General features: G+C 68.0%; 19 protein-coding genes. 5 read left to right on the top strand and 14 right to left on the bottom strand.

All coding sequences use genetic code 11. From position 1 onward, the window contains the following. Positions 1-263: 263 nt before the first annotated feature. Positions 264-1127: an SDR family oxidoreductase gene (locus ACIQF4_RS20765; RefSeq protein WP_400517806.1), complete on the bottom strand. Its 864-nt coding sequence runs from the start codon at positions 1125-1127 to the stop codon at positions 264-266. A 98-nt stretch (positions 1128-1225) separates the two neighbouring features. Between ACIQF4_RS20765 and ACIQF4_RS20760 the strand changes: the two genes are divergently transcribed. Together ACIQF4_RS20760 and ACIQF4_RS20755 are read left to right on the top strand one after the other, a co-directional pair. Continuing rightward, positions 1226-1618 (top strand): winged helix-turn-helix transcriptional regulator, encoded by a 393-nt coding sequence (locus ACIQF4_RS20760; RefSeq protein ID WP_400517805.1) that lies wholly within the window; start codon positions 1226-1228, stop codon positions 1616-1618. Positions 1619-1809: 191 nt separating this feature from the next. Continuing rightward, positions 1810-2073 (top strand): hypothetical protein, encoded by a 264-nt coding sequence (locus ACIQF4_RS20755; protein ID WP_400517804.1) that lies wholly within the window; start codon positions 1810-1812, stop codon positions 2071-2073. Positions 2074-2161: 88 nt separating this feature from the next. Here ACIQF4_RS20755 and ACIQF4_RS20750 read toward each other — a convergent pair whose 3' ends face one another. Further along, on the bottom strand, positions 2162-2911 hold the full coding sequence (locus ACIQF4_RS20750; RefSeq protein WP_400517803.1) for a 3-hydroxybutyrate dehydrogenase: 750 nt from the start codon (positions 2909-2911) through the stop codon (positions 2162-2164). A 236-nt stretch (positions 2912-3147) separates the two neighbouring features. Between ACIQF4_RS20750 and ACIQF4_RS20745 the strand changes: the two genes are divergently transcribed. Then, a complete protein-coding gene (locus ACIQF4_RS20745; RefSeq protein ID WP_400517802.1) occupies positions 3148-4065 on the top strand; it encodes a LysR family transcriptional regulator in 918 nt (305 codons plus the stop codon). Positions 4066-4093: 28 nt separating this feature from the next. Here ACIQF4_RS20745 and ACIQF4_RS20740 read toward each other — a convergent pair whose 3' ends face one another. The 11 genes from ACIQF4_RS20740 to ACIQF4_RS20690 all read right to left on the bottom strand — a co-directional run bounded on the left by ACIQF4_RS20740 (position 4094) and on the right by ACIQF4_RS20690 (position 16106). After that, positions 4094-5011 (bottom strand): spermidine synthase, encoded by a 918-nt coding sequence (locus tag ACIQF4_RS20740; protein WP_400517801.1) that lies wholly within the window; start codon positions 5009-5011, stop codon positions 4094-4096. Positions 5012-5057: 46 nt separating this feature from the next. After that, positions 5058-6596, bottom strand: coding sequence for a D-glycero-beta-D-manno-heptose 1-phosphate adenylyltransferase (gene rfaE2, locus ACIQF4_RS20735; RefSeq protein WP_400517799.1), 1539 nt, complete (start codon positions 6594-6596; stop codon positions 5058-5060). After that, on the bottom strand, positions 6593-8017 hold the full coding sequence (locus ACIQF4_RS20730; RefSeq protein WP_400517798.1) for an aldehyde dehydrogenase family protein: 1425 nt from the start codon (positions 8015-8017) through the stop codon (positions 6593-6595). Before ACIQF4_RS20730 ends, rfaE2 begins: the two co-directional genes overlap by 4 nt. Positions 8018-8060: 43 nt before the next feature. Continuing rightward, positions 8061-8777 carry an SDR family oxidoreductase gene (locus tag ACIQF4_RS20725; RefSeq protein ID WP_400517797.1) on the bottom strand — a complete coding sequence of 239 codons (717 nt, stop codon included), beginning with the start codon at positions 8775-8777 and terminating at the stop codon, positions 8061-8063. Positions 8778-8839: 62 nt separating this feature from the next. Then, positions 8840-10264 carry a PfkB family carbohydrate kinase gene (locus ACIQF4_RS20720; RefSeq protein ID WP_400517795.1) on the bottom strand — a complete coding sequence of 475 codons (1425 nt, stop codon included), beginning with the start codon at positions 10262-10264 and terminating at the stop codon, positions 8840-8842. Next, positions 10261-10971: an SIS domain-containing protein gene (locus tag ACIQF4_RS20715; protein WP_400517794.1), complete on the bottom strand. Its 711-nt coding sequence runs from the start codon at positions 10969-10971 to the stop codon at positions 10261-10263. Before ACIQF4_RS20715 ends, ACIQF4_RS20720 begins: the two co-directional genes overlap by 4 nt. Then, positions 10968-12221, bottom strand: coding sequence for a glycosyltransferase (locus ACIQF4_RS20710; RefSeq protein WP_400517793.1), 1254 nt, complete (start codon positions 12219-12221; stop codon positions 10968-10970). The genes ACIQF4_RS20715 and ACIQF4_RS20710 overlap by 4 nt, the downstream gene beginning before the upstream one ends. Then, on the bottom strand, positions 12218-13261 hold the full coding sequence (locus tag ACIQF4_RS20705) for a glycosyltransferase (RefSeq protein WP_400517792.1): 1044 nt from the start codon (positions 13259-13261) through the stop codon (positions 12218-12220). Before ACIQF4_RS20705 ends, ACIQF4_RS20710 begins: the two co-directional genes overlap by 4 nt. Next, positions 13258-14346 (bottom strand): glycosyltransferase family 9 protein, encoded by a 1089-nt coding sequence (locus ACIQF4_RS20700; protein ID WP_400517791.1) that lies wholly within the window; start codon positions 14344-14346, stop codon positions 13258-13260. The genes ACIQF4_RS20705 and ACIQF4_RS20700 overlap by 4 nt, the downstream gene beginning before the upstream one ends. Further along, entirely contained in the window at positions 14346-14882 is a 537-nt protein-coding gene (locus ACIQF4_RS20695) for an HAD-IIIA family hydrolase (RefSeq protein WP_350001001.1), read from the bottom strand. The genes ACIQF4_RS20700 and ACIQF4_RS20695 overlap by 1 nt, the downstream gene beginning before the upstream one ends. A 258-nt stretch (positions 14883-15140) precedes the next feature. Further along, complete coding sequence (locus ACIQF4_RS20690; RefSeq protein ID WP_400517790.1) at positions 15141-16106, bottom strand: sigma-70 family RNA polymerase sigma factor; 966 nt, start codon at positions 16104-16106, stop codon at positions 15141-15143. A 147-nt stretch (positions 16107-16253) separates the two neighbouring features. On the opposite strand from ACIQF4_RS20690, the gene ACIQF4_RS20685 reads away from it, so the two are divergent. Continuing rightward, positions 16254-17309: an NAD-dependent epimerase/dehydratase family protein gene (locus tag ACIQF4_RS20685; protein ID WP_400517789.1), complete on the top strand. Its 1056-nt coding sequence runs from the start codon at positions 16254-16256 to the stop codon at positions 17307-17309. On the opposite strand, the gene ACIQF4_RS20680 is transcribed toward ACIQF4_RS20685, so the two are convergent. Further along, positions 17306-18082, bottom strand: coding sequence for a hypothetical protein (locus ACIQF4_RS20680; RefSeq protein ID WP_400517788.1), 777 nt, complete (start codon positions 18080-18082; stop codon positions 17306-17308). The genes ACIQF4_RS20685 and ACIQF4_RS20680 overlap by 4 nt on opposite strands. A 187-nt stretch (positions 18083-18269) precedes the next feature. Here ACIQF4_RS20680 and ACIQF4_RS20675 point away from each other — a divergent pair, with 187 nt between their 5' ends. After that, entirely contained in the window at positions 18270-19235 is a 966-nt protein-coding gene (locus ACIQF4_RS20675; RefSeq protein WP_400517787.1) for a hypothetical protein, read from the top strand. Positions 19236-19330 lie beyond the last annotated feature (95 nt).

Below are 19330 nucleotides of genomic sequence, written 5' to 3'. Positions count from 1 at the left end.
AAGGTCAACACCTGGTTCAACTCGTACCCGAAGCGGACCTTTTCCAGTGAGGCAACGAAGTAGTCTTCCCGGACCTATTGACGTGAGGCAACAGGGGGGGGGCGGCCGACGGCGGGACCACCTTTTGTGCGCCGGCCCCACCGCCGCCCATGGTTATCAGAACCCACGGCGGATTCTGCGGTTCCCCTGCGCCTCCGGCCAGCAGCAGTTGCCGGCTGCCGGCCGGAGGCCTCCGCCCAGTGCCAAACGCAGAAGCTCCGCCGCTATACGGCGGCAGCGGCCGCCCGCACAGCCTCAGCCAGCGAGGTGGCAGGCCGTCCAAGCAGCCTGCGCAGGTCTCCGCTGCTTACCAGCAGGTCCCCGCGGGCGATGCCCAGGTCCGAGTCGGCCAGGATCTCCGCGAAGGCCTCCGGGACCCCCACCCCGGCCAGCAGGTTTGCGTAGTCATCTGCAGGCAGGTCGTTGTAGGTGATGGTTTTTCCGGTGGCCGCGCTGATTTGGGCTGCGAGGTCCGCCATGCTGAAGGGTTCGTCACCGCCCAGTTCATACACCTTGCCCGCCTGGCCCCCAGCCACGAGCACGGCAGCGGCGGCGTGGGCGTAGTCCGCACGCGCGGCGCCGCTGACCTTGCCGTCGCCGGCGCTCCCGGCCAGGGCACCCTGCGCCAGGGTTCCCGGCAGCTGGTCGGTGTAGTTCTCCAGGTACCAGCCGTTCCGCAGCAGAACGAAGGGAACCCCTGAGTCCCGCAGGATGGCCTCCGTGGCCTGGTGCTCGGCCGCCAGCTTCATCCCCGTGCTGTCGGCGTTGGCAATGCTGGTGTAGGCCAACAGCTCCACGCCTTCGGCCTTCGCGGCTTCGATCACGGTGCGGTGCTGCTCCACGCGCTGGCCAACCTCGCTGCCCGAGATGAGCAGCACTTTCCGGGCGCCTTTCAGTACCGCGGCCACGGAGGACGCATCCGTATAGTCCATTGCCTTGACCTGAACGCCGCGCGCGGCAAAGCCGGCCAGCTTTTCCGCTGAACGCCCCGCGGCCACAATCTCCCCGGCCGGGACGCTGCGCTCCAGCAGGGCCTCGACGACGTGGCGGCCCAGCTGGCCGGTTGCTCCGGTGATGACCATGCTCATGAAAATTCCTTCCGTAGGGTGTCTGTCATGGAGCACAACCACCAGGCTTTTCCATTACTTCCCCAAAGAGAGTACGCACTTTCAGGTAAGGTACTGACATGAAAGTTAGTACCAATCCCGGCGCGCCCCAGGCAGCACCGCTTCCCGTTGACCTTGCCGACGGCGTCTTCCCGGCCGGGTGCCCCAGCCGGACCGTGCTGGACCACGTCACCAGCAAATGGGGAGTATTGATCCTGCTTGCACTTTCCGAGGGCGAGCAGCGGTGGAGCGACCTGCGGCGGCGGGCCGAGGGCATCAGCGAAAAAATGCTGGCACAGACCCTCAAGACCCTGGAGCGGGACGGCCTGGTCCGCCGGGACGCGCAGCCGGTGATTCCGCCCCGGGTGGATTACAGCCTCACCGAACGCGGGTACGAGCTGAGCGCCCTCCTGGTGCCGCTGGTTGCCTGGGCCTTCGAGAACGCGGAAGACATCGTCAACGGCCGGCGCTGAGCGTCGCGGCTACGGGCAAGTAGCCGGCCTGCCAAAAGCGAGTACCTGTTACTGGTGTGACTGGTGTGAATAGCGCCTAGCTTTGACGTAAGGTGCCAGCCGGAATGGGAGGGCCGCCCTCTGCTGGGAACGTTCCGGTTAACCTGCACCGTAAGTGGGCGGCGTGTGCCGCTTCCGAGGAGTTGGTACCTATGGCCAAAGCCGTTGTCCGGGACCCGTCGAGCATGGGCCGGCCCATCAGCTTGACCAGCGTTGCAGCCCAAACATGGAACCGTATGCTGAAGCCCTTCGCCCCGCGTTCACCGTACAAAATTGGTGACGCCGTGATGGCGGATGATCCGTTCAAGGGCCGCCGCGAGGGGGTGGTGGTTTTCCAGCAAGGGACGTCCGTGGGCGTGGATACCGCCCAAGGCGTGTTCTTCTATGACCACCGGCAAATCAAGCAGCTGGATTGAGTTCTTGTCTTCAAGTTTTTGTCCAGATATGCAGGGCTGACGCCCGCGGAAGCCTGCATATCTGGACAAAAACTGCGGTGCCGTGCGGCTAGCGTGCCGACCAGCCGCCATCCATCGTGTAGCTGGCGCCTGTCACCATGCCCGCGTGGTCCGACGCGAGCCAGGCAACCAGTGAGGCCACTTCTTCCGGCTCCACCAACCTCTTGACGGCAGACTCGGTCAGCATGATTTTGGCCAGGACCTCGGACTCCGGGATCCCGTGCACCTTGGCCTGGTCCGCGATCTGCGACTCCACCAGCGGCGTGCGCACATATCCGGGGTTGATGCAGTTGGAGGTAACGCCGTGCTCCCCGCCCTCCAGCGCCGTCACCTTGCTCAGCCCCTCCAGGCCGTGCTTGGCGGAAACGTAGGCGCTCTTGAAGGGAGAAGCCCGGATCCCGTGCACCGAGGAGAGGTTGATGATCCTGCCGAAATTGTTCGCATACATGTGCGGCAACGCAGCCCGGATCAACAGGAACGGCGCCTCCAGCATCAGGGTGACCAGCCGGCGGAAATCGGCCGGCTCGAAGTCCTGGATGGGACTGATGCGCTGGATCCCGGCGTTGTTCACCAGGATGTCGCAGTCGAGGCTCAGGGTTGCGAGCGAGTCCACGTCCAGCAGGTCAACGGCCCAGGTGGTGCCTCCCACTTCGTCCGCAAGTGCTTCCGCCGCGGCAGCGTCGACGTCCGCGATCACCACCTTGGCACCCCTGGCGGCGAGGGCCCGCGCGCTGGCAGCGCCGATCCCGCCCGCTCCCCCGGTAATCAGTGCCTTGCGGCCGTTCAAAGTGTTTTCCATGGCAGTCCCCTCGGGCTTTCTAACAGAATTACCGGTCGCTCACGCAGCGCAGCGTCGACCGGGGCAGGTCCGGCAGTGCTATCTGCCGGGCGCTGGTCAGCGCTCATGGGTTTCTCCTCCGTGTCCACGGCGACACGTGCTGTGGCCTCCAGCACTAGTGGCTCCACTGAGTCTTACTGCACGGACATGCGCCTTCAATAGCCAATGCAGCACGTGCTGTGTGCAGAATTGCAGATATGAACGTCAATCCGGATGACCTGCTGGTACTCCTGGCGGTGTCCCGCACCGCCAAATTTACGGCCGCGGCGCAGGCGCTGGGCCTTAACCACACCACCGTCTCACGCCGGATCGCCTCCCTGGAGAAGGCACTCGGTGGAAGGGTCCTGGCACGCGCTCCCGGCGGATGGGAGCTGACCGACCTCGGAGCGCAGGCGGTCCAGGCCGCTGAACAGGTCGAGGCGGTGGTGGGCGCCCTGGGGCCCGCCGGACGGGCACCCGACCCGATTACCGGCGTCGTACGCATGACTGCAACTGACGGCTTCAGCGCCTACATCGCCGCACCCGCGGTGGCGCGGCTGCGGCGGGACCACCCCGGGCTGAGCGTTGAGGTGGTGACCATGACGCGGCGTGCTCTGCAGCAGAGGTCCGGGCTGGACATCGAGGTGGTGGTGGGCGAACCGCAGGTGCACCGGGCCGAGGCCATGCGGCTGGGTGAATACATGCTGGGAATGTACGCCTCGCGCGCCTACCTGGCCGAACACGGTACGCCGGCCACGGTGGCGGAGCTCAATGACCATCCGCTGGTCTATTTCGTGGATTCGATGCTGCAGGTGGATGACCTGGACGCGCCCCGCAGGCTGGTGCCGGCCATGCGGGACGGCCTCACCTCCACCAATGTCTTTGTCCACGTGGAGGCAACGCGCGCCGGCGCGGGGATCGGTTTCCTGCCCTGCTTCATGGGCGACCTCCACCCTGACCTGGTCCGCCTGCTGCCGGCCGAGATCGCGGAACTGCTGCCCTACTGGATGGTGCTCCGGCCGGATTCGCTGCGGCGCCCGGCCGTGGCGGCGGTGGTGCAGGCACTGCGGGAACAGATGGCCGAGCACCGGGAGTGGCTGCTGGGCCGTGGAAAGACCCCGCCGGCTGCTCCGTGATGGTCGTTTCCCTGGTTGGGAACGGCAGTTACGGAGCAACCGATGGGGTTGCGGGCGGATCGTGCCGCACAGGTGCCCCCGCCGCGAATGCCCGGACCTGGGCGTCGTCCCACAGGTGTGCAGGGACAGCCCCGCCCAGGAGCCGCCGGTGGAGCTTGGGGTCGTCGCCGAACGGAGTATCGCTGCCGGCCATCACCATGTTGCCGTAGCGGCGGCCCTTCAGCATGGCGGGGTCGGCGATGATCACGGTGTGCTTGAAGGACGCCGCAATGGTCGCGGCGTCCTCCCGGGCGTTCTTGAGGTCCGGCGCGTCACCCGAGTTCACCACGTAGATTCCGCCGGGCGCCAGGACGCGCTTGGCGTGCCGGGTGAATTCCTCTGTGGTCAGGGGACGGGGGGTGACAGCCCCGGCAAACACGTCCCTGATGATGAAGTCCCGGGTGTCCGCCGTCAGGGTCTCGGTCACGTCGCGGGCCTCCCCCACGCGGAGCCGCAGCAGGGGCGCCTTGGGGAGGTCGAACCAGCCGCGGACGTATTCGGCCAGCTTGCCGTCCAGCTCCACCACCACTTGCCGCGCGTCCGGGTAGGCGGCGTGGAAGTACCGCGCCAGCGAGCAGGCTCCGCCGCCCAGGTGCAGGCCGCGAAGCTTCGGTCCGGATGACGCCCCCGACGGCGGCCAGCGCGACTCGATGAGGGCTGCCATCCACCGCATGTATTCAAAGTCCAGGAAGAGCGGGTCGGCGAGGTCGATATGGGAGCTCATGACGCCGTTGATTTTCAGGAGCCAGCCGGTGGAGTTGTCCTGGTCCGCAATCAGTTCGCAGTCTCCGGTGTCGATGTAGTAGACGCCCTCAACCGGGCCGTCCGGCCGGGTTCCCCGGGGAACCTCCACCACACCCGCCGTGGGACGGCTGCCGCGGCCTCCCGGCTTCCCGCGTTTCGCCATTACCCATGCCCCGCTTCACTCAAACCAACCAGTCCAGCTCTCAACCCTAGTTGGTCTGCACAGCCCCCTCGCCGTCGCGGATCTTGTTGACCACGGCGGTGGTGGAACGGTCCGCCACGTAATCCAGGATGGCAACGCGGCCGCCGTATTCCTCCACGGCCGGGGTTTCGGCCAGCATCTCGGGGGTGTAGTCCCCGCCCTTGGCGTAGACCTCCGGCCGCAACTGGCGGATCAGCGGCGCCGCGGTGGGCGTATCAAAGACCGTCACGTAGTCCACGCAGCTCAGCGCCGCCACCACGGCGGCCCGGTCCGCCACCGCATTGATGGGGCGGCCTGCGCCCTTGAGCCGCCGCACGGATTCGTCACTGTTGAGCGCCACCACCAGGATGTCCCCCAGCTGCTTGGCCTGGTTCAGGTAGCGGGTGTGGCCACTGTGCAGGACGTCGAAGCAGCCGTTGGTCAGGACGATGCGCTGGTCCTGCGCGCGGTGCAGCTCCAGCTGCCGTTCGAGCTCGCTGGCCTCCAGCGCCGTGTCCGCGAACGCTTTCAGGTAGCGGCTGAGCTGCGCCGTGCTGCAGACCGATGTGCCCGGCTGGTGCACCACGACGTCGGCGGCTGACTGTGCCAGGTCCAGGCTTGCCGTAAGGGGCAGGCCAGCCGCCCGGGCCAGGGTCAGTGCGGCCACGAAGGTGTCACCGGCTCCCGAGGCCTGTTTCTCGGCAGCCGGGCGTGCCCACGTCCGGTGCGTCACGCCGTCGGGCCTCAGCAGCACGGTACCGTCACGGTCCAGGGTGACCACCACAGCCCCCGCACCCGTTGCCTCCAGCAGCGCGTCCGCGTGCCGGCTTACCTCCGCCACCCTCTCCTGTCCTTCCGGGAGCCGGAGGTCCAGCATCCGCGCCGTTTCCTGCGCATTAGGGGTTACCAGGTCCGGGCGGAGCGGCGCCCACGGGCGGGGATCGTGGGAGTCCACCACCAGCAGCGGCCGCACGCCGGGCTCCCCGCGGTCCCTGCCCGCGAGGGCGTCCACCAGGCCCCGGCGGACAGGGTCAGCCAGCACGCCGGTGCCGTAGTCGCACACCATCACCGCCTGCTGGTGTTCGACGGCGGAACGCACCGACGCCGCAAGCTCGGCCAGCGCTTCGGCGGGCACGGACTTGGCTGAGTCATCGATGCGAAGCATTACCTGGCCGCCGCTGCTGATGCGGATCTTGGTGGTGGTGACCATGTCCGGGTGGTCCAGCAGGTAGGTGACGTCGATCCCGGCCGCCACCAGCTGGTTGCGGAGGTCCACGCCGGCGTCGTCGGTTCCAATGATGCCCGCAACGGAGACCCGGGCCCCCAGGGCGGCCAGGTTCATGGCGGTGTTCGCGGCCCCGCCCGGCACAGACTCGCGGTTCTGCACGTCCACCACCGGTGCGGGGGCCTCTCGGCACAGCCGCTCAATGCTGCCGCTCCACCAGCCGTCCAGCATGACGTCGCCCAGCACCAGGATGGCCGGCTGTTCGGCGGCCAGACGCCCCGGCAGCCACTCCGCGAGGGCGCGCTGCTGCGAGAGGTCCGCTGTCTCTGGCGTGGTGCTCATGGCCGGTCCTTCTGGGCCGCTTCGGGCGGCGCCGCAATGTGCACCACTTTGACCCGGCTGAACTCATCCAGCAGTTCGGGGCCGTACCCGAAGCCGGCGCCGCTGATGCCACGCGGCTGGGCAGCACCGCCGGGGGCACCGCCGAACACCTCGTTGATTTTCACGGTGCCCACCGGGAGGGCGGCCACCGCCTGCTGGATGTGGGCGATGTTGCCGGACAGCACCGTGGCGGCGAGGCCGTACTTGCCGCTGCATGCCAGCCGCAGGCCGTCGTCGAACGTTTTCACCACCTGGACCGGGGCCACCGGCCCGAAAGTCTCCTCCGTCATGACTTCCATGCTGTCCGTGCATCCGGTCAGGACCGTTGCGGGGTAGAACGCGCCCGGCCCGTCCGGGAGTGAGCCGCCCTCGAGCGCGTGTGCTCCCTTTTCCAGCGCGTCGGTGACGTGGGCGTGGACGGCATCCCGCATGCGCTCGTCCACCAGCGGGGCCACCGTGCCGTTGCCGTTCCGGAGTGCCGCCTCCGCCTCAAGCGCAGCGCAAAACTCCCCGGCGATGGCTTCATGGACATAGATCCGTTCAACCGCCACGCAGATCTGGCCGCTGTTGCTGAAGGCGCCCATGGCGGCCTGCCCCGCTGCCCAGACGGGATCGACGTCCCGGTCCACCAGCAGGGGATCATTGCCACCGTTCTCCCGGATGACATGCGCTCCGGTCATGGCGCCGGCCCGCGCAATATTGGCGCCGGCCGCACTGGATCCGACGTGGGCGATGACGTCCGCCCCGGATTGGGCAAGGAGTGCACCCACGCCCGCCCCGCCGGTGACCGTCTGGAACACGCCGGCCGGGAAGGCCGCGGACAGCACCTCCCCCAACGCCTCACCCAGGCGCGGGCAGCGCTCGCTGGGCTTGTGGACCACCGTGTTGCCGGTAACCAGTGCCGCGCCGATCAGCCCGCAGGCCACCGCCACGGGATCGTTCCACGGGGTAAGAAGCGCAGCGACTCCGCGCGGTTCCACCACCGTGTAGTCCGAGGCCAGCTGATTGCCGCGCAGGCTGAGGCCGCGATGGACAGGGCCAAGCTCGGCATACTGTTCCAAGGTGGAAACCCCGGCCGCGATCCCCGCGAGCGACTCTTCCACCGGCCGTCCCGTTTCGCTGGCGTTCAATCCGGCCAGTTCCCGGGCGGCCGCGTCGAGCGCCCGTGCGGCGTTACGGAGTGCGGCTCCCCGCTCTGCCGGGGCCGTGGAAGCCCAGTCCGCCGCGGCGCTCCGGGCAACCTCAACGGCGCGGGTCACTGCATCGGGCTGGGCTTCGGGCACGGTCCAGAGGACCTCACCGTTACGAGGGTTGCGGATGGTGATCCCGGCGCGGTCTGCTGTTTCGGTGTCTGTGGGTGTTTCAGTGGCAGTGGTGGGCATGGTGTTCCTCCCGTCGGTTTTCCGGTCTGGTGGCCTGTGGCGTTTAGGGCCAGGAGCCCTCTTCCTCGTGGCAGATCAGCATTTCGCGGACCTCGCATCCGGTGGGCTGTGACAGGGCAAAGAGGATTGCCTGGGCCGTGTTGGCGGGATCGTTCAGGCGGGAATCGTCCTGCGGCTTGTACTGCTCCGTGCGGTCGTCGAAGAACCGGGTCTTCATGCCGCCGGGGATCATGGTGGTCACGCCGATTTCACCGCCGGTTTCCGCTGCGAGCGCGTGGCTGAATCCCACCACGCCGAACTTGGAGGCGCAGTAGGCGGTGGCATCGGCTACGGCCCGCTTGCCCAGGGTGGAAGCGACAGTCACTACCCGGCCGTGGCTGGCCTTGAGGTAGGGCAGGGCTGCCCGGACCACCGAGACGGTGCCCATGAGGTTTACCCCGATCACCTTTTCCCATTCAGTGGCTTCGACGTCCGCCAGTTTCCCGCAGCGGTCAATGCCCGCGGCGGTGACCACGGCCTCCAGGCCACCCAGTGATTCGGCAGCTTCCTTGACGGCAGCCTCCACTGCCGCGCGGTCCGCGACGTCCACTTCGAAGGCCTTCACGGCGGAGACATTGCTGATGTCGCGGTCCAGCACCACCGGGGTGCCGCCTGCCTTAAGGACGGCGTCGACGACGGCGGCCCCCAGTCCGGAGGCACCTCCGGTGACGAGCACGCGGCCGGGGGTGGTGGTTCCAGGCGCATTAACTTCTGCAGTCATGGTGTTCCTTTCGGTGGGAATACAAATCAGTGGGAATACAAAGACGTGCGGCAGGGCCGCGGTCAGCTCACCTTGGCAAGGGCATCGGCCAGGCCGGTGGTGGAACGGGCAGGATGGTAGGGGACGGTAAGGCAGCGGCCTCCCCATTTCTCCACAAGGTCCGCCTCCGGCAGGCGGGCACCCTTGTAGTCCCCGCCCTTGATCCAGATGTCCGGGCGAAGGCGTTCCAGGGCGGCTTCCGGGGTGTCCTCATCAAAAACCATCACCGCGTCCACGCACTCCATGGCCAGCAGCAGTTCTGCCCTGTCCTGTTGGCTAATAATGGGACGCTCCGGCCCCTTGAGCCGGCGGACAGAGTCATCCGAGTTGAGGCAGACGATCAGGCAGTCGCCCAGTTCGCGTGCCGCGGCGAGGGACCGGACGTGGCCGGCGTGCAGCAGGTCGAAGCAGCCACCTGTGGCCACGACTGTGCCCCCGTTGTCCCGCACCGCGCGGGCCAACAGCAGCGGTTCGCTGGTACGGAACCTGCCGGCTGCCTGGTTCGGCGGCTTCGGGGCGGCTGCAGTGGAGCCCGCCGGGTCCGGCAGCGCGGACACTCCCCCGCTGGCCAGGAAGTCCGCGGCGTCATGGACTGCCAGCCTGGCTGCCTCCCCAAGCTCGCGGCCTGCCAGGAGGTGCACTGCCAGGCTGGCCGCAAGCCTGTCACCCGCACCGCAGGGATCGCCCGCTTCCACCCGTGGCGCCGGCACTGCCTGCGCCGAGCCGCTGCCCTGTTGCAGCAGGACTGCCCCCTGCTCCCCCTTGGTGACCAGCACGGCGCGGCTCTGCCACTGCTCCATCAGGATCCGGCCAGCCTGGACTGCCGGGTCCTGTGTCCTTGGGTCCTGCGTCGCTGGGTCCCGGAGGTTGGCGTAGGCCCCCGCCGCCTTGCTGGCCTCGGCAAGGTTGGGCGTCACCACGGCCACGCCCGGGACCGGCTGTGGTCCCGAAGGATGCGGATCCCAGATGATGGGTACGCTGCCGGCGAGCCGGGCCAGGAGGTCCCTGAGCTGCGGATTCTCCGCCAGGCCCCTGCCGTAGTCGGCCACGATGATCACGCCTGCCTGCTCAACCGCACGGAGCATGGCCGGGCTGGCTTCCGGAACAGGCGCCTTGCCGCAGCCTTGGTCAAAGCGCACCACCGGGTGCGATCCCGCCCTGACCCGGGTCTTGACCGGAGAGGGATGGCCGCTGGGGCCGGACACAAGCCGTACCCCGGCGAGGTGCGCTTCAAGCTGCCGGCCGGCGTCGTCATCGCCCAGGACCGTCACCAGGGTGACGGGCCAGCCGTCCTCCGCCAGCATCCGCGCCACCAGGCCGGCACCGCCTGCGCGCCGTTTGACCCCGGAGACGTCCACCACGGGAACAGGCGCGTCGGGGCTGAGCCGGGTGGCTTCCCCGGACAGGTCCACGTCCAGCATCACGTCGCCCACCACGACGATCCTCATGCCCGGCCTCCCCGCCCCGGCAGGCCGGCGTCGGGAACGCCGCGGCGTCCCACCTCCAGGTCAAACGCGCGGCACATGGCATGCAGGGCGATCAGGTGCCCCTCCTGCGCATTGGCGTTAAGGGCATCGATCATCACTGCCTCGTCACAGGCCTCGGACAAGGGGTTGGGGCCGGCGCCGGTGAGCGCCCAGGTGGTGATGTTGAGTCGGGCGGCCACCTCCGCTGCCCGCAGCAGGTTGGGGCTCTTCCCGCTGGTGGAAAGCAGCATCAGCACGTCACCGGAGCGGCCGTGCGCACGCACCTGGCGCGCAAATACGTCGTCGTACCCATAGTCGTTGGCGATAGCTGTGACGGCCGAGGACTCGGCGTGCAGCGAGATGGCAGAGAACGGGACGCGCTCGCCGTCGAACCTGCCCACCAGCTCGGCGGTGAGATGCTGTGCCTCCGCAGCTGAACCGCCGTTCCCTGCGGCCAGGAGGCGCTGCCCGCGCAGCAGGCGCTGCGCAAGCTCCACTCCCCAGGCGGCCAGGCGGCCGGACTGGCGCCGCAGCGAATCCAGCGCCGGCACTACGTTGTCCAGGTGGGTCTGGACGATATCTGCGGTTGCCGGGTCCACAAACCCGGAACCGGGCAGGACGGGCGGCAGGGCCGCAGGGGCGGCCAGGGTACGCAGCCCGGCGTCACGAAGGGACCATTCCGGAGTCACAGCGCCGCTCCTTCCATCGGGGAAACGCCGGCAGGAGCTCCTGCCACAGCGAGCTGGTAGGCCTTTTCGGTTTCGGCGGCCACCCGGTCCCAGGAGTACCGGGTGCGGGCGCGCACCTTGCCCGCGTTGCCAAGCTCCGTCCGCAGTGCAGGATTATCGAGCAGCATGGCCAGGGCGGAGGCGATGGCTTCCGGGTCGCGGGGCGGCACGTGCAGCCCGGTTCCGTGGTCCACCACTGTGTCGCGGAGACCACCGACGGCGGCAGCCACCACTGGGACGCCGCAGGCCATGGCTTCCAGCGGGACAATGCCAAAGGGCTCGTACCAAGGGGCGCACACCACGGCGTCGGCGCTGCGGAAGATTCCGGGCATCTCGCTGCGGGAGACCTGTCCTTGCAGCCGCACCTGGTCCGCCACCCCGAGTTCGGCGGCAAGGCCCAGCAGGCGGCGCACCTCCGGATCCGCGTCAAGAACCCCGGAATCCCCGCCGCCGCCCACGATCAGCAGCTCGACGCCGTCGAACCCTGCCTCGCGCAGGTAAGGCAGTGCCCGGATCACCAGGTCCACTCCCTTGCGCGGCACCAGGCGGCCCACCGAGAGGATCCGGTGCCTCGCCGTCCTTGCCGCCACGGGACCGTCAGCCGAGAAGAAATCCAGGTCCACGCCGCAGGGGGCAATGGAAATCTTGCCGGTGTCGATGCCCATGGCCTTGAGCTCGAAAACCTCGTCCGAGCAGGTGGCGATAATCCTGTCCGCGGACCTGCCCACACCCGGTTCGAGCCAGCGGCGTTCGCCCGGGCTGGTGTCCTCGGCGCCCTGGTGCCTGCGCTTGACGGTCCCCAGCGCGTGGAAGGTCTGGATGACAGGCACCCGGTACCCGGACTCGGGGCGCCGGGCCGCGTCCAGGGCGGCCAGGCCTGACATCCAGAAGTGGCCGTGCACCACGTCCGGCGGCCGCTGGCTCCAATCCCTGGCTACGCCGTCGGCGAGCTCACCCATGAAGGGCAGGAGCTCGTCCTTCGGAACATGGCGGGCCGGCCCTGCATCCACATGGACCACGTCCAGGCGCCGTCCCACCCGCACCCTGGCCGGAAGCTCCGTTGCGTCCCTGCGGGTGTAGACGGTGACGTGGTGGCCGCGTTTGGCCAGGGCCTCCGACAATGCCGCAACGTGCACGTTTTGTCCGCCGGCGTCCACCCCGCCCAAGGCCGCCAAAGGGCTGGCGTGTTCTGAAATCATCGAGATTCTCATGGGGTCTTCCTCTCTCGCGCCGGAACAAGGATCCGCTCGTCCAGGCCGGTGTTGCCGGCGGTCTGTATGCGCCTGGGCCGGCCGGCCAGGTCCCCCAGCAGCTCATCCCAGCGGTCCTGGAACTTCCCCAGCCCGTACCGTTCCAGTGCCGCTTCACGCGCGGCGGCTCCCCGTCGTCGTGCTTCCTCCGGATTGTCCACCAGCCGCCGCGCACAGCGGACCAGCTCGTCGATGTCAGCGGACACGGCACCCGCTTCCGGCGGCACGGCCCGCGGTGCTTCGGTGCTTGCCAGGGCAACCACCGGCATCCCCAGGTGCATGGCTTCCAGGAGGGACAGGCCCAGTGAGGTCCAGCGCATCGGGTGCACGTAGACGCGGCACCGTGCCAGTTCGCGGTGCAGTTCCTGGGTCTTGAGGTCGCCTCGGGACGTCACCCGGGAGGAGTCAATGCCTGTGGCGGCAGCCAGGCCGTCCGTCTTCATGCCGAAGACCTGCAGCGGCGCCACGGAGGCGAAGGCCGGCAACAGGTCAGTTCCCGTCACACGCCCGCGGCGGACAGGTTCATTGATGACCACGCCCAGCTCCGCCCGTTCGCCCGTATAGAGCTGCCCGGGATCCGGTATTCCATGCTCGATCACCACCGAAACCGCAGACCCGTTGTCCCAGGCGAGCCGGTTGAAGTGGGTGACGTGCACCAGGGGGATGGCTGACTGGTCCGCGAGCGGGTGCCGTGTGAAGGGGAAATCGCCCTTCGGGGTGTTGTGCTCCACGTACACCGCCGGCAGGTCAATCCCGGGCCGGCGGCCCAGCACGCGCTCGACTTCAGCAACTTCTTCCGGGCGTTGCAGCACGACGGCGTCGACGGCGTCCGCGTCCAGCGCCGCCAGGTCCACCTCCCGCACCGATGCGGGCCAGTCCCTGCCGGCACGGCCAAGGCCCCAGGGCCCACCGGCGGGCAGGAGAGGGAGCAGGTATTCATGACGTCCGCGCACGAAGGCGTCCGTCCAGGAACCGTGGACATGCCAGAGCAGGATTCTCATCTGTTGCGGGCCTTTCTACGGGTGCTGACGTGGGTACTGAAGGAGCTCACTCCGCCCATCAGGCGTTCCACTGCCGCCACCACTTCCTCAGGCGAAACGGAGTCCAGGCAGGGGTGTCCCGGAACCGGGCAGCCGCGGGCGCGGGTCATCCGGCAGGGAGCGTTCTGGTCCCCGAGGAGTTCCAGCGGAACCCCGTAGGGTGCCCAGCGGATGGCCGGGACCACGGGGGAAAACAGGCAGGCAACGGGAGTGCCGACAGCGGCCGCGAGGTGCGCGGGACCGGTGTTGCCGGTGATGACTGCACCGGCTCCTGCCATGACGCCGGCCATCGTGTGCAGGTCAGTGCGCCCGCCAAGGTCCAGTGCCGAGGGTCCGGCAACGGTTGCGGTGAGGGAGGTTTCATTCGGTCCGCCGGTGACCACCACCCGGTGCCCCGCACCCTGGAGGAGTTCGACGGCGGCCGCGTGGTGCAGCGGGGGCCAGGCCCTTGCGGGCACGGCCGCGCCGGGGTGCACCACCACGTAGGGTTCCTGCCCCACCAGGTCGCGGACGTCGGGGATGGATGCCACCCGGAGCTTGCCGTCGTCGCCCGCGGGCAGCCGGAACCCTGCCGCCTCCGCGATGCCCAGCGCCCGTTCCGCCTCGGGCTGGTCTTCCGGGAAGTCTTCCCCCGGCTTGAGCCGGACATCCAGCAGGGACCCGGCGTAATCAGTGGACGCCCCGGTGATCCGTTCGACGCCGGCCAACCGGAGCAGCAGTGCCAGCGGCAGCGGGGACTGGTGGAATGAGGTCAGGATGACGGCTTCGGTAATCCTGGAGTTCCGGACGTATTCGATGAGCCTGTCAGCGTGCGGGCCGGTCATTTTCGGTGCGGGATTCATGATCCAGGGGCTGTCCCAGCTGTAGACCTCCGCTACCCCGGGCAGCAGGCCCGCGGCAGCCTCGCCTTGCCTGCCGCACAGCATCACCACGTGGTTGGCACCGCTGCCGTCCGGCGTCCGGCCGTTCGCCACGGCCCGGACAGCGGGCCCGGCCAGGAGGACATCGCCCATGCTGTCCAGGCGCGCCACCAGGACGCGGCCCATTACCGCCGCTCCTGCAGCAGGCGCACGGCGCCGGCCAGGTCCTGCGCCACCAGCGGGGCGTCAGCCACTTCCGCCGCAAGCGTGACAGGGGTGGGGACCAGGACGCCGGTAGCGCCCGCTGCCTCCGCAGCCCTGACATCGGCGCCGATGTCGCCGATCAGTGCCGCCTCGGACTCCGTGACACCGAGCTTCCGGCAGGCGCTGTGGACCATCCCCGGTGCGGGCTTTCGGCACAGGCAGCCGTCCTGCTCCGCATGGGGACAGACTTCCCACACGTCAAAGGGGCCAAGCAGTTCCTCAACCCTGGCATTTACCCTGGCGACGTCGTCGGCAGTGATCATGCCCCGGGCGATGCCCGACTGGTTGCTGACCACGCCGGTGGCGATTCCATCAGAGCGCAGGGCATCGAGGACCGCTTTGGCGCCGGGCATCGGCCGGACAAGGTCCGGGTCCCCGTTGTACGGCACATCGACCACCAGGGTCCCGTCCCGGTCGAACAGGACAGCCCTGAGCCTGGATGTTTCGGTGCTTCCCATGTGTTCCCTGTTCCCCTCTGCTGCTGCTCCTAAACAGGGCTAAATGATTTTCCCGGCTTTCAGTGGGTTGTTCGTCCACGGCGCTGAACAGGCAAGATAGGCCTATCCCTGCCTGTTGGCGGTCTTCCTGCGGTCTTGTGGAGGTGTCGGTTCGCCCGGTTCAGGAGCGGCGGATTTCCCGTGCCATGGGTGCGGGCTGCGGGATGCACGCGCACTGGATCCGGGAGCGGCGACCCAGGATTCCAGCGAGCCTGGCGGCTACCTTGTCCCCGCCCGTGCAGTGCCCCTGCGGGCAGCGCTCCTGCCGGACGTGGCAGGATTGCCCAGTCCATGGGCGGTATGCAAGGACGCGCCGGGCATCGGTGCCATGCGGGCCCCATGGCCTGCATTTCCCCGGGCAGTGTTCGCTTGCGTCTCGTCCCCCGCTCCCGGGATGGCACTGTCTTCCAGCCTGCGCTGGAGAGCCACCAGCACGCGGGCAAGCCGGCGCGAGACCTGCATTTGGGACATGCCCAGCCGCTTTCCCAGCTGCACTTGGGTTTCCTCGCAGAAGTAGCGGCGGTACAGGAGTTCCCGGTCTGCAGGGTCCAGGTCCTGGATGGCATCACGCAGGCAGGCCAGCTCTTCCAAGCGTTCAAGCGGCGTCTCGGGGCATGCCAGCACCTCGCCAATGGACGGCGCGTCGGAGTGCGGGCTGACAGCATCCAGGGAGTCGGGGTGCATGCTGCTCGAGGCCGAGATGGCCTCCTGCACGGCGGCAGGATCTTCACCGAGGGCCCCGGCCAGCTCGGCAACGCTGGGACTCCTGCCCAGCGACTGGGTGAGCTCCGGTTCCGTCCGGAGCATCCGGGTGCGCAGGTCCTGGATGTGCCGTGGGGGGCGGACCACCCACGTGCGGTCACGAAGATACCGCTTCAGCTCCCCTGTGATGGTGGGGGCTGCGTAGGCGGGAAAGCTCTCGCCCTTGGACTGGTCGAAGCCGCGGGCGGCCTTCACCAGTCCAAGGTAGGCAACCTGGTTCAGGTCCGCACGTTCGCGTCCGCGGGCTTCAAACCGGGCGGCAAGGGCCTCAGCCAGGTCCAGGTAGCCCAGGACCAGATCGTTTTCGAAGGTTTGGCGCAGCCGTCCCGCTTTGGTACCGGAAGGGCTGTTTCCCGGTATTTCTGGCGGGGTCTGGCGGACGGGCATTGTATCCACGGCAAGCGCGGGAAAGTTTTCGGGCATTGTCGTTGGTTCCCTCGGGTAGGGGTCCGAAAGCCTGCGGCAAGACTTAGAAGTAGGAAATCATAAGGTTGCTTATAAAACAATGCTGCCCGGATATAGGCTCGGTGTGTCAGCCGTACCGGGAAGCCCAGCCAAGGAGTCCTTGCCATGCACATCGCCATCACCGGTGCCAGCGGAAATGCCGGAACAGCACTCCTCCGCAGGTTGCAGGCCGAGCTGGCCGCAAAGCCCGGAAGCTTCAAGCTGACGGGGATCAGCAGGCGCCGCCCTGACACGGGCCGGGAACCCTATTCCGGCGTTGAGTGGCACACCCTGGACGTGGGCCTGGAGAGCGACCGGCCCCTGCTTGACGCCGCCTTGGAAGGCGTGGATTCCGTGGTTCACCTGGCCTGGCAGATCCAACCCAACCGGGACCTGGAACAGCTGTACCGCACCAATGTGACCGGCACCAGGAACGTGCTGGCGGCAGCGGCCAGGGCAGGAGTGAAACAGGTGGTCTGCGCCTCGTCGGTCGGCGCCTACAGCAAGGCATCCAAAGATCAAAGACGTGACGAATCATGGCCGGTCCACGGCATGCCGGGCTCCCACTACAGCCGGCACAAGGCGGAGCAGGAAGAAGCCCTGGACGCGTTCATGGCGGCGGAACCAGGGATCTCGGTGGCAAGGCTCCGGCCAGGCCTGATTTTCCAGTCCGATGCTGGAAGCGAGATTGGACGGTATTTCCTGGGGCGGGCCATTCCACGGCTGCTGCCGGGGAAGCTCCGGATTCCGCTGCTTCCCGCCCCGGACGGCTTGGTTTTCCAGGCGGTGCACGCCGATGATGTGGCGGATGCCTACTGGCGCGTTATCGACCAGCGGGCTTCGGGGGCCTTCAATATTGCGGCAGAGCCGGTCCTGACGCCGCAGGAAATCGCCCGCATTGTGGGCGCCAGGAGGATCCTGCCCATTCCCATGGGGCTGCTTCACAGGATCGTCGGCCTGACGTGGCGGCTGCGGCTCCAGCCCACCGACTCCGGATGGGTGGACATGGCAGCCGGCGCTCCCATCATGGACACCGGCCGGGCCCGCCGAATCCTCTGCTGGGAGCCGGCGATACCATCTACCGACGCCGTCCGGGCCGTCCTCCAGGGCATGGGAACGGGGGAAGGAGTAACCCCCTCCCCCGTGCTCAAGCCAAGGAAACCGGCACCGCCTGTGGACTAGATGCCCGAGTGCGGATCCTTCCGGTCACGGCGGCTGCCGTCGGCAGGATTGATCCCCTCATCGGCGATGTCCCCACGCGCCGTACGGTCCCTCCGCGCCGCATCGTCCCGGACGCCGTCGTGCGCAGGATCTCCCGGGGCGCCATTGTGCGCCGCATCGTCGTGAAGGCCAGTGTGCCCGGCATCGTCGCGAACGCCGTCGTGGCGGGCAACGCCGCGGTCTCCAGCCTGGGCGACACCTCCACGGTCGCGGGTATCATCACGGCCAACAGTGCCGCGGCCTGCCTCAGCAGCGCCGCCTCCCACACCTTCGTGGCCAGCGCGCTCGCGGTTGCCGCGGTCGCGGCGGTCCGGGTGGACCTCGCCGCGGCGGTCGGGGTGGACCTCGCCGCGGCGGTCGGGGTGGACCTCGCCGCTGCGGTCGCCGTTGACGTCAGGGTCCAGCTCGTCCGCCTTGCGTGCCCGCTCGTTCACATCGTCACGGAGCGCCTTGGCCTCCATGGCCTGCTGGTCTGCCTGCTGGCGCAACCTGGCCGCATCCACCTGGGCCTGTTCCGCATCAGCCCTGGCACGCGTAGCTTTCGCTTCGCGCTCCCGGGCGTCAAGATCCTTCATCTCGGCCTCGCGGCGGATTTCCGCTGCCTTAGCCCGGTGCTCGTCGTCGCGCTTCTGCTGGACAGCCTTCCTGCGCCGTCCCCCCGCCAGCAACAGCAGCACAACCAGCACCACCACAATGACGCCGACTACCACCCAAACCCATGGAGCTGTTTCCAAATTACCCACCACTTTCCACTTGATGTGACCGGACCGGCCTGCGCCTTTCCGGCTGACTCTGCTGGAACCGTTTATAACTCGCTTAGCAAGGGTACTTACCTTTTATTAGTAATCATGCTTATTATTTTACGGCCAGTACTGCTGGTTCTTGATCAACAACCGGCCTTCTTGGAAAGAGAGAGCGAAGATGACAGAGAACCAATGGCCCGAGGATCCCGCCACGACGGCTCCGCCGGCCTCTACAGGAATTCCGGGTGAGCGGTCCGCTGCCACATTCCCGTCAGCCGCCACTCCCCAATACGGGGCGGTCCAGCCCGGCGACAGCACCGGGACGTCCCGCAAGGATGCGGCAAAGGAAGAAGCAGCAGACGTTGCCCGCACGGCAAAGGGCTCTGCCCAGAACGTTGCACAGACCGCCAAGGAAGAAGCCGCGCATGTGGCGTCCGAGGCGAAGTCCAGCGCGCAGGATCTCCTGCACCAGGCGAAGTCGGGCCTGACCAGCCAGGCCGGAACGCAGCAGCAGAAGGCCGCGGAGGGCATGCGCAATATCTCCAGCCAGCTGCACAGCATGGCCACCGCCCCGGACCAGCAGGGCATGGCCAGCGACCTGGTCCGGCAGGCTGCAGAGCGCACCTCTTCAATGGCGTCCTGGCTGGAGAACAGGCAGCCTGGCGACCTTCTCGGCGAAGTACAGCGGTATGCCCGCAACAATCCCGGCACCTTCCTGCTGCTTGCAGCGGGTGCAGGCGTCCTGGCGGGCAGGCTTACCCGCGGCCTCACGGCCGGGGCACCGGAATCTTCATCCCCCAGCGGCACCACAAGCACCGCGGGCCTGTACTCCGGAACGCCGTACGGCGACCGGTACACAGAGTCCTATGTGCCGGCAGGCGGCACGGTTCCTCCGCCCCCGGTGCAGCTTCCCGGGCCGGCCACCACAACGGCAGGGTACGACGGCGGCGCGCCAGGGAGCAGCTACGCCGACCCCACGCGTCCCGCCAGTCCCCTGGACAGCCCGCAGCTGGTGGAAGAACCGTGGTCCGGTAACCGGATCGCCAGTGATCCGCTGGGCGACCGCGACCTGGCCGACGATCCCATGGCAGGCGATCCCCTCACCCGGGACCGTTCCAGGGATGGCCAGTCTGGCGGGCTGTGATGAGTAGTTCTATTCCGGAACCCGCTCCGAGTGAGGCGCACCAGAGGGCTGATAGTGCCTCGCTGGGTGAGCTGCTTGGGGATGTGACCCGTGAC

This window comes from Pseudarthrobacter sp. NPDC092202 (genome assembly GCF_044755505.1).
Lineage (GTDB): Bacteria > Actinomycetota > Actinomycetes > Actinomycetales > Micrococcaceae > Arthrobacter.
Note: the sequence above shows the minus strand (reverse complement) of the source record. Positions and strands in the feature narration are given on the sequence as shown.

Coding starts and splice junctions, on each gene's coding strand:
- ACIQF4_RS20685 (WP_400517789.1), top strand. CDS start 16,254: ATGCACATCGCCATCACCGGTGCCAGCGGAAATGCCGGAACAGCACTC.
- ACIQF4_RS20750 (WP_400517803.1), bottom strand. CDS start 2,911: ATGGAAAACACTTTGAACGGCCGCAAGGCACTGATTACCGGGGGAGCG.
- ACIQF4_RS20710 (WP_400517793.1), bottom strand. CDS start 12,221: ATGAGAATCTCGATGATTTCAGAACACGCCAGCCCTTTGGCGGCCTTG.
- ACIQF4_RS20760 (WP_400517805.1), top strand. CDS start 1,226: ATGAAAGTTAGTACCAATCCCGGCGCGCCCCAGGCAGCACCGCTTCCC.
- ACIQF4_RS20730 (WP_400517798.1), bottom strand. CDS start 8,017: ATGCCCACCACTGCCACTGAAACACCCACAGACACCGAAACAGCAGAC.
- ACIQF4_RS20705 (WP_400517792.1), bottom strand. CDS start 13,261: ATGAGAATCCTGCTCTGGCATGTCCACGGTTCCTGGACGGACGCCTTC.
- ACIQF4_RS20765 (WP_400517806.1), bottom strand. CDS start 1,127: ATGAGCATGGTCATCACCGGAGCAACCGGCCAGCTGGGCCGCCACGTC.
- ACIQF4_RS20690 (WP_400517790.1), bottom strand. CDS start 16,106: ATGCCCGAAAACTTTCCCGCGCTTGCCGTGGATACAATGCCCGTCCGC.
- ACIQF4_RS20700 (WP_400517791.1), bottom strand. CDS start 14,346: ATGGGCCGCGTCCTGGTGGCGCGCCTGGACAGCATGGGCGATGTCCTC.
- ACIQF4_RS20695 (WP_350001001.1), bottom strand. CDS start 14,882: ATGGGAAGCACCGAAACATCCAGGCTCAGGGCTGTCCTGTTCGACCGG.
- ACIQF4_RS20725 (WP_400517797.1), bottom strand. CDS start 8,777: ATGACTGCAGAAGTTAATGCGCCTGGAACCACCACCCCCGGCCGCGTG.
- ACIQF4_RS20720 (WP_400517795.1), bottom strand. CDS start 10,264: ATGAGGATCGTCGTGGTGGGCGACGTGATGCTGGACGTGGACCTGTCC.
- rfaE2 (WP_400517799.1), bottom strand. CDS start 6,596: ATGAGCACCACGCCAGAGACAGCGGACCTCTCGCAGCAGCGCGCCCTC.
- ACIQF4_RS20740 (WP_400517801.1), bottom strand. CDS start 5,011: ATGGCGAAACGCGGGAAGCCGGGAGGCCGCGGCAGCCGTCCCACGGCG.
- ACIQF4_RS20745 (WP_400517802.1), top strand. CDS start 3,148: ATGAACGTCAATCCGGATGACCTGCTGGTACTCCTGGCGGTGTCCCGC.
- ACIQF4_RS20755 (WP_400517804.1), top strand. CDS start 1,810: ATGGCCAAAGCCGTTGTCCGGGACCCGTCGAGCATGGGCCGGCCCATC.
- ACIQF4_RS20675 (WP_400517787.1), top strand. CDS start 18,270: ATGACAGAGAACCAATGGCCCGAGGATCCCGCCACGACGGCTCCGCCG.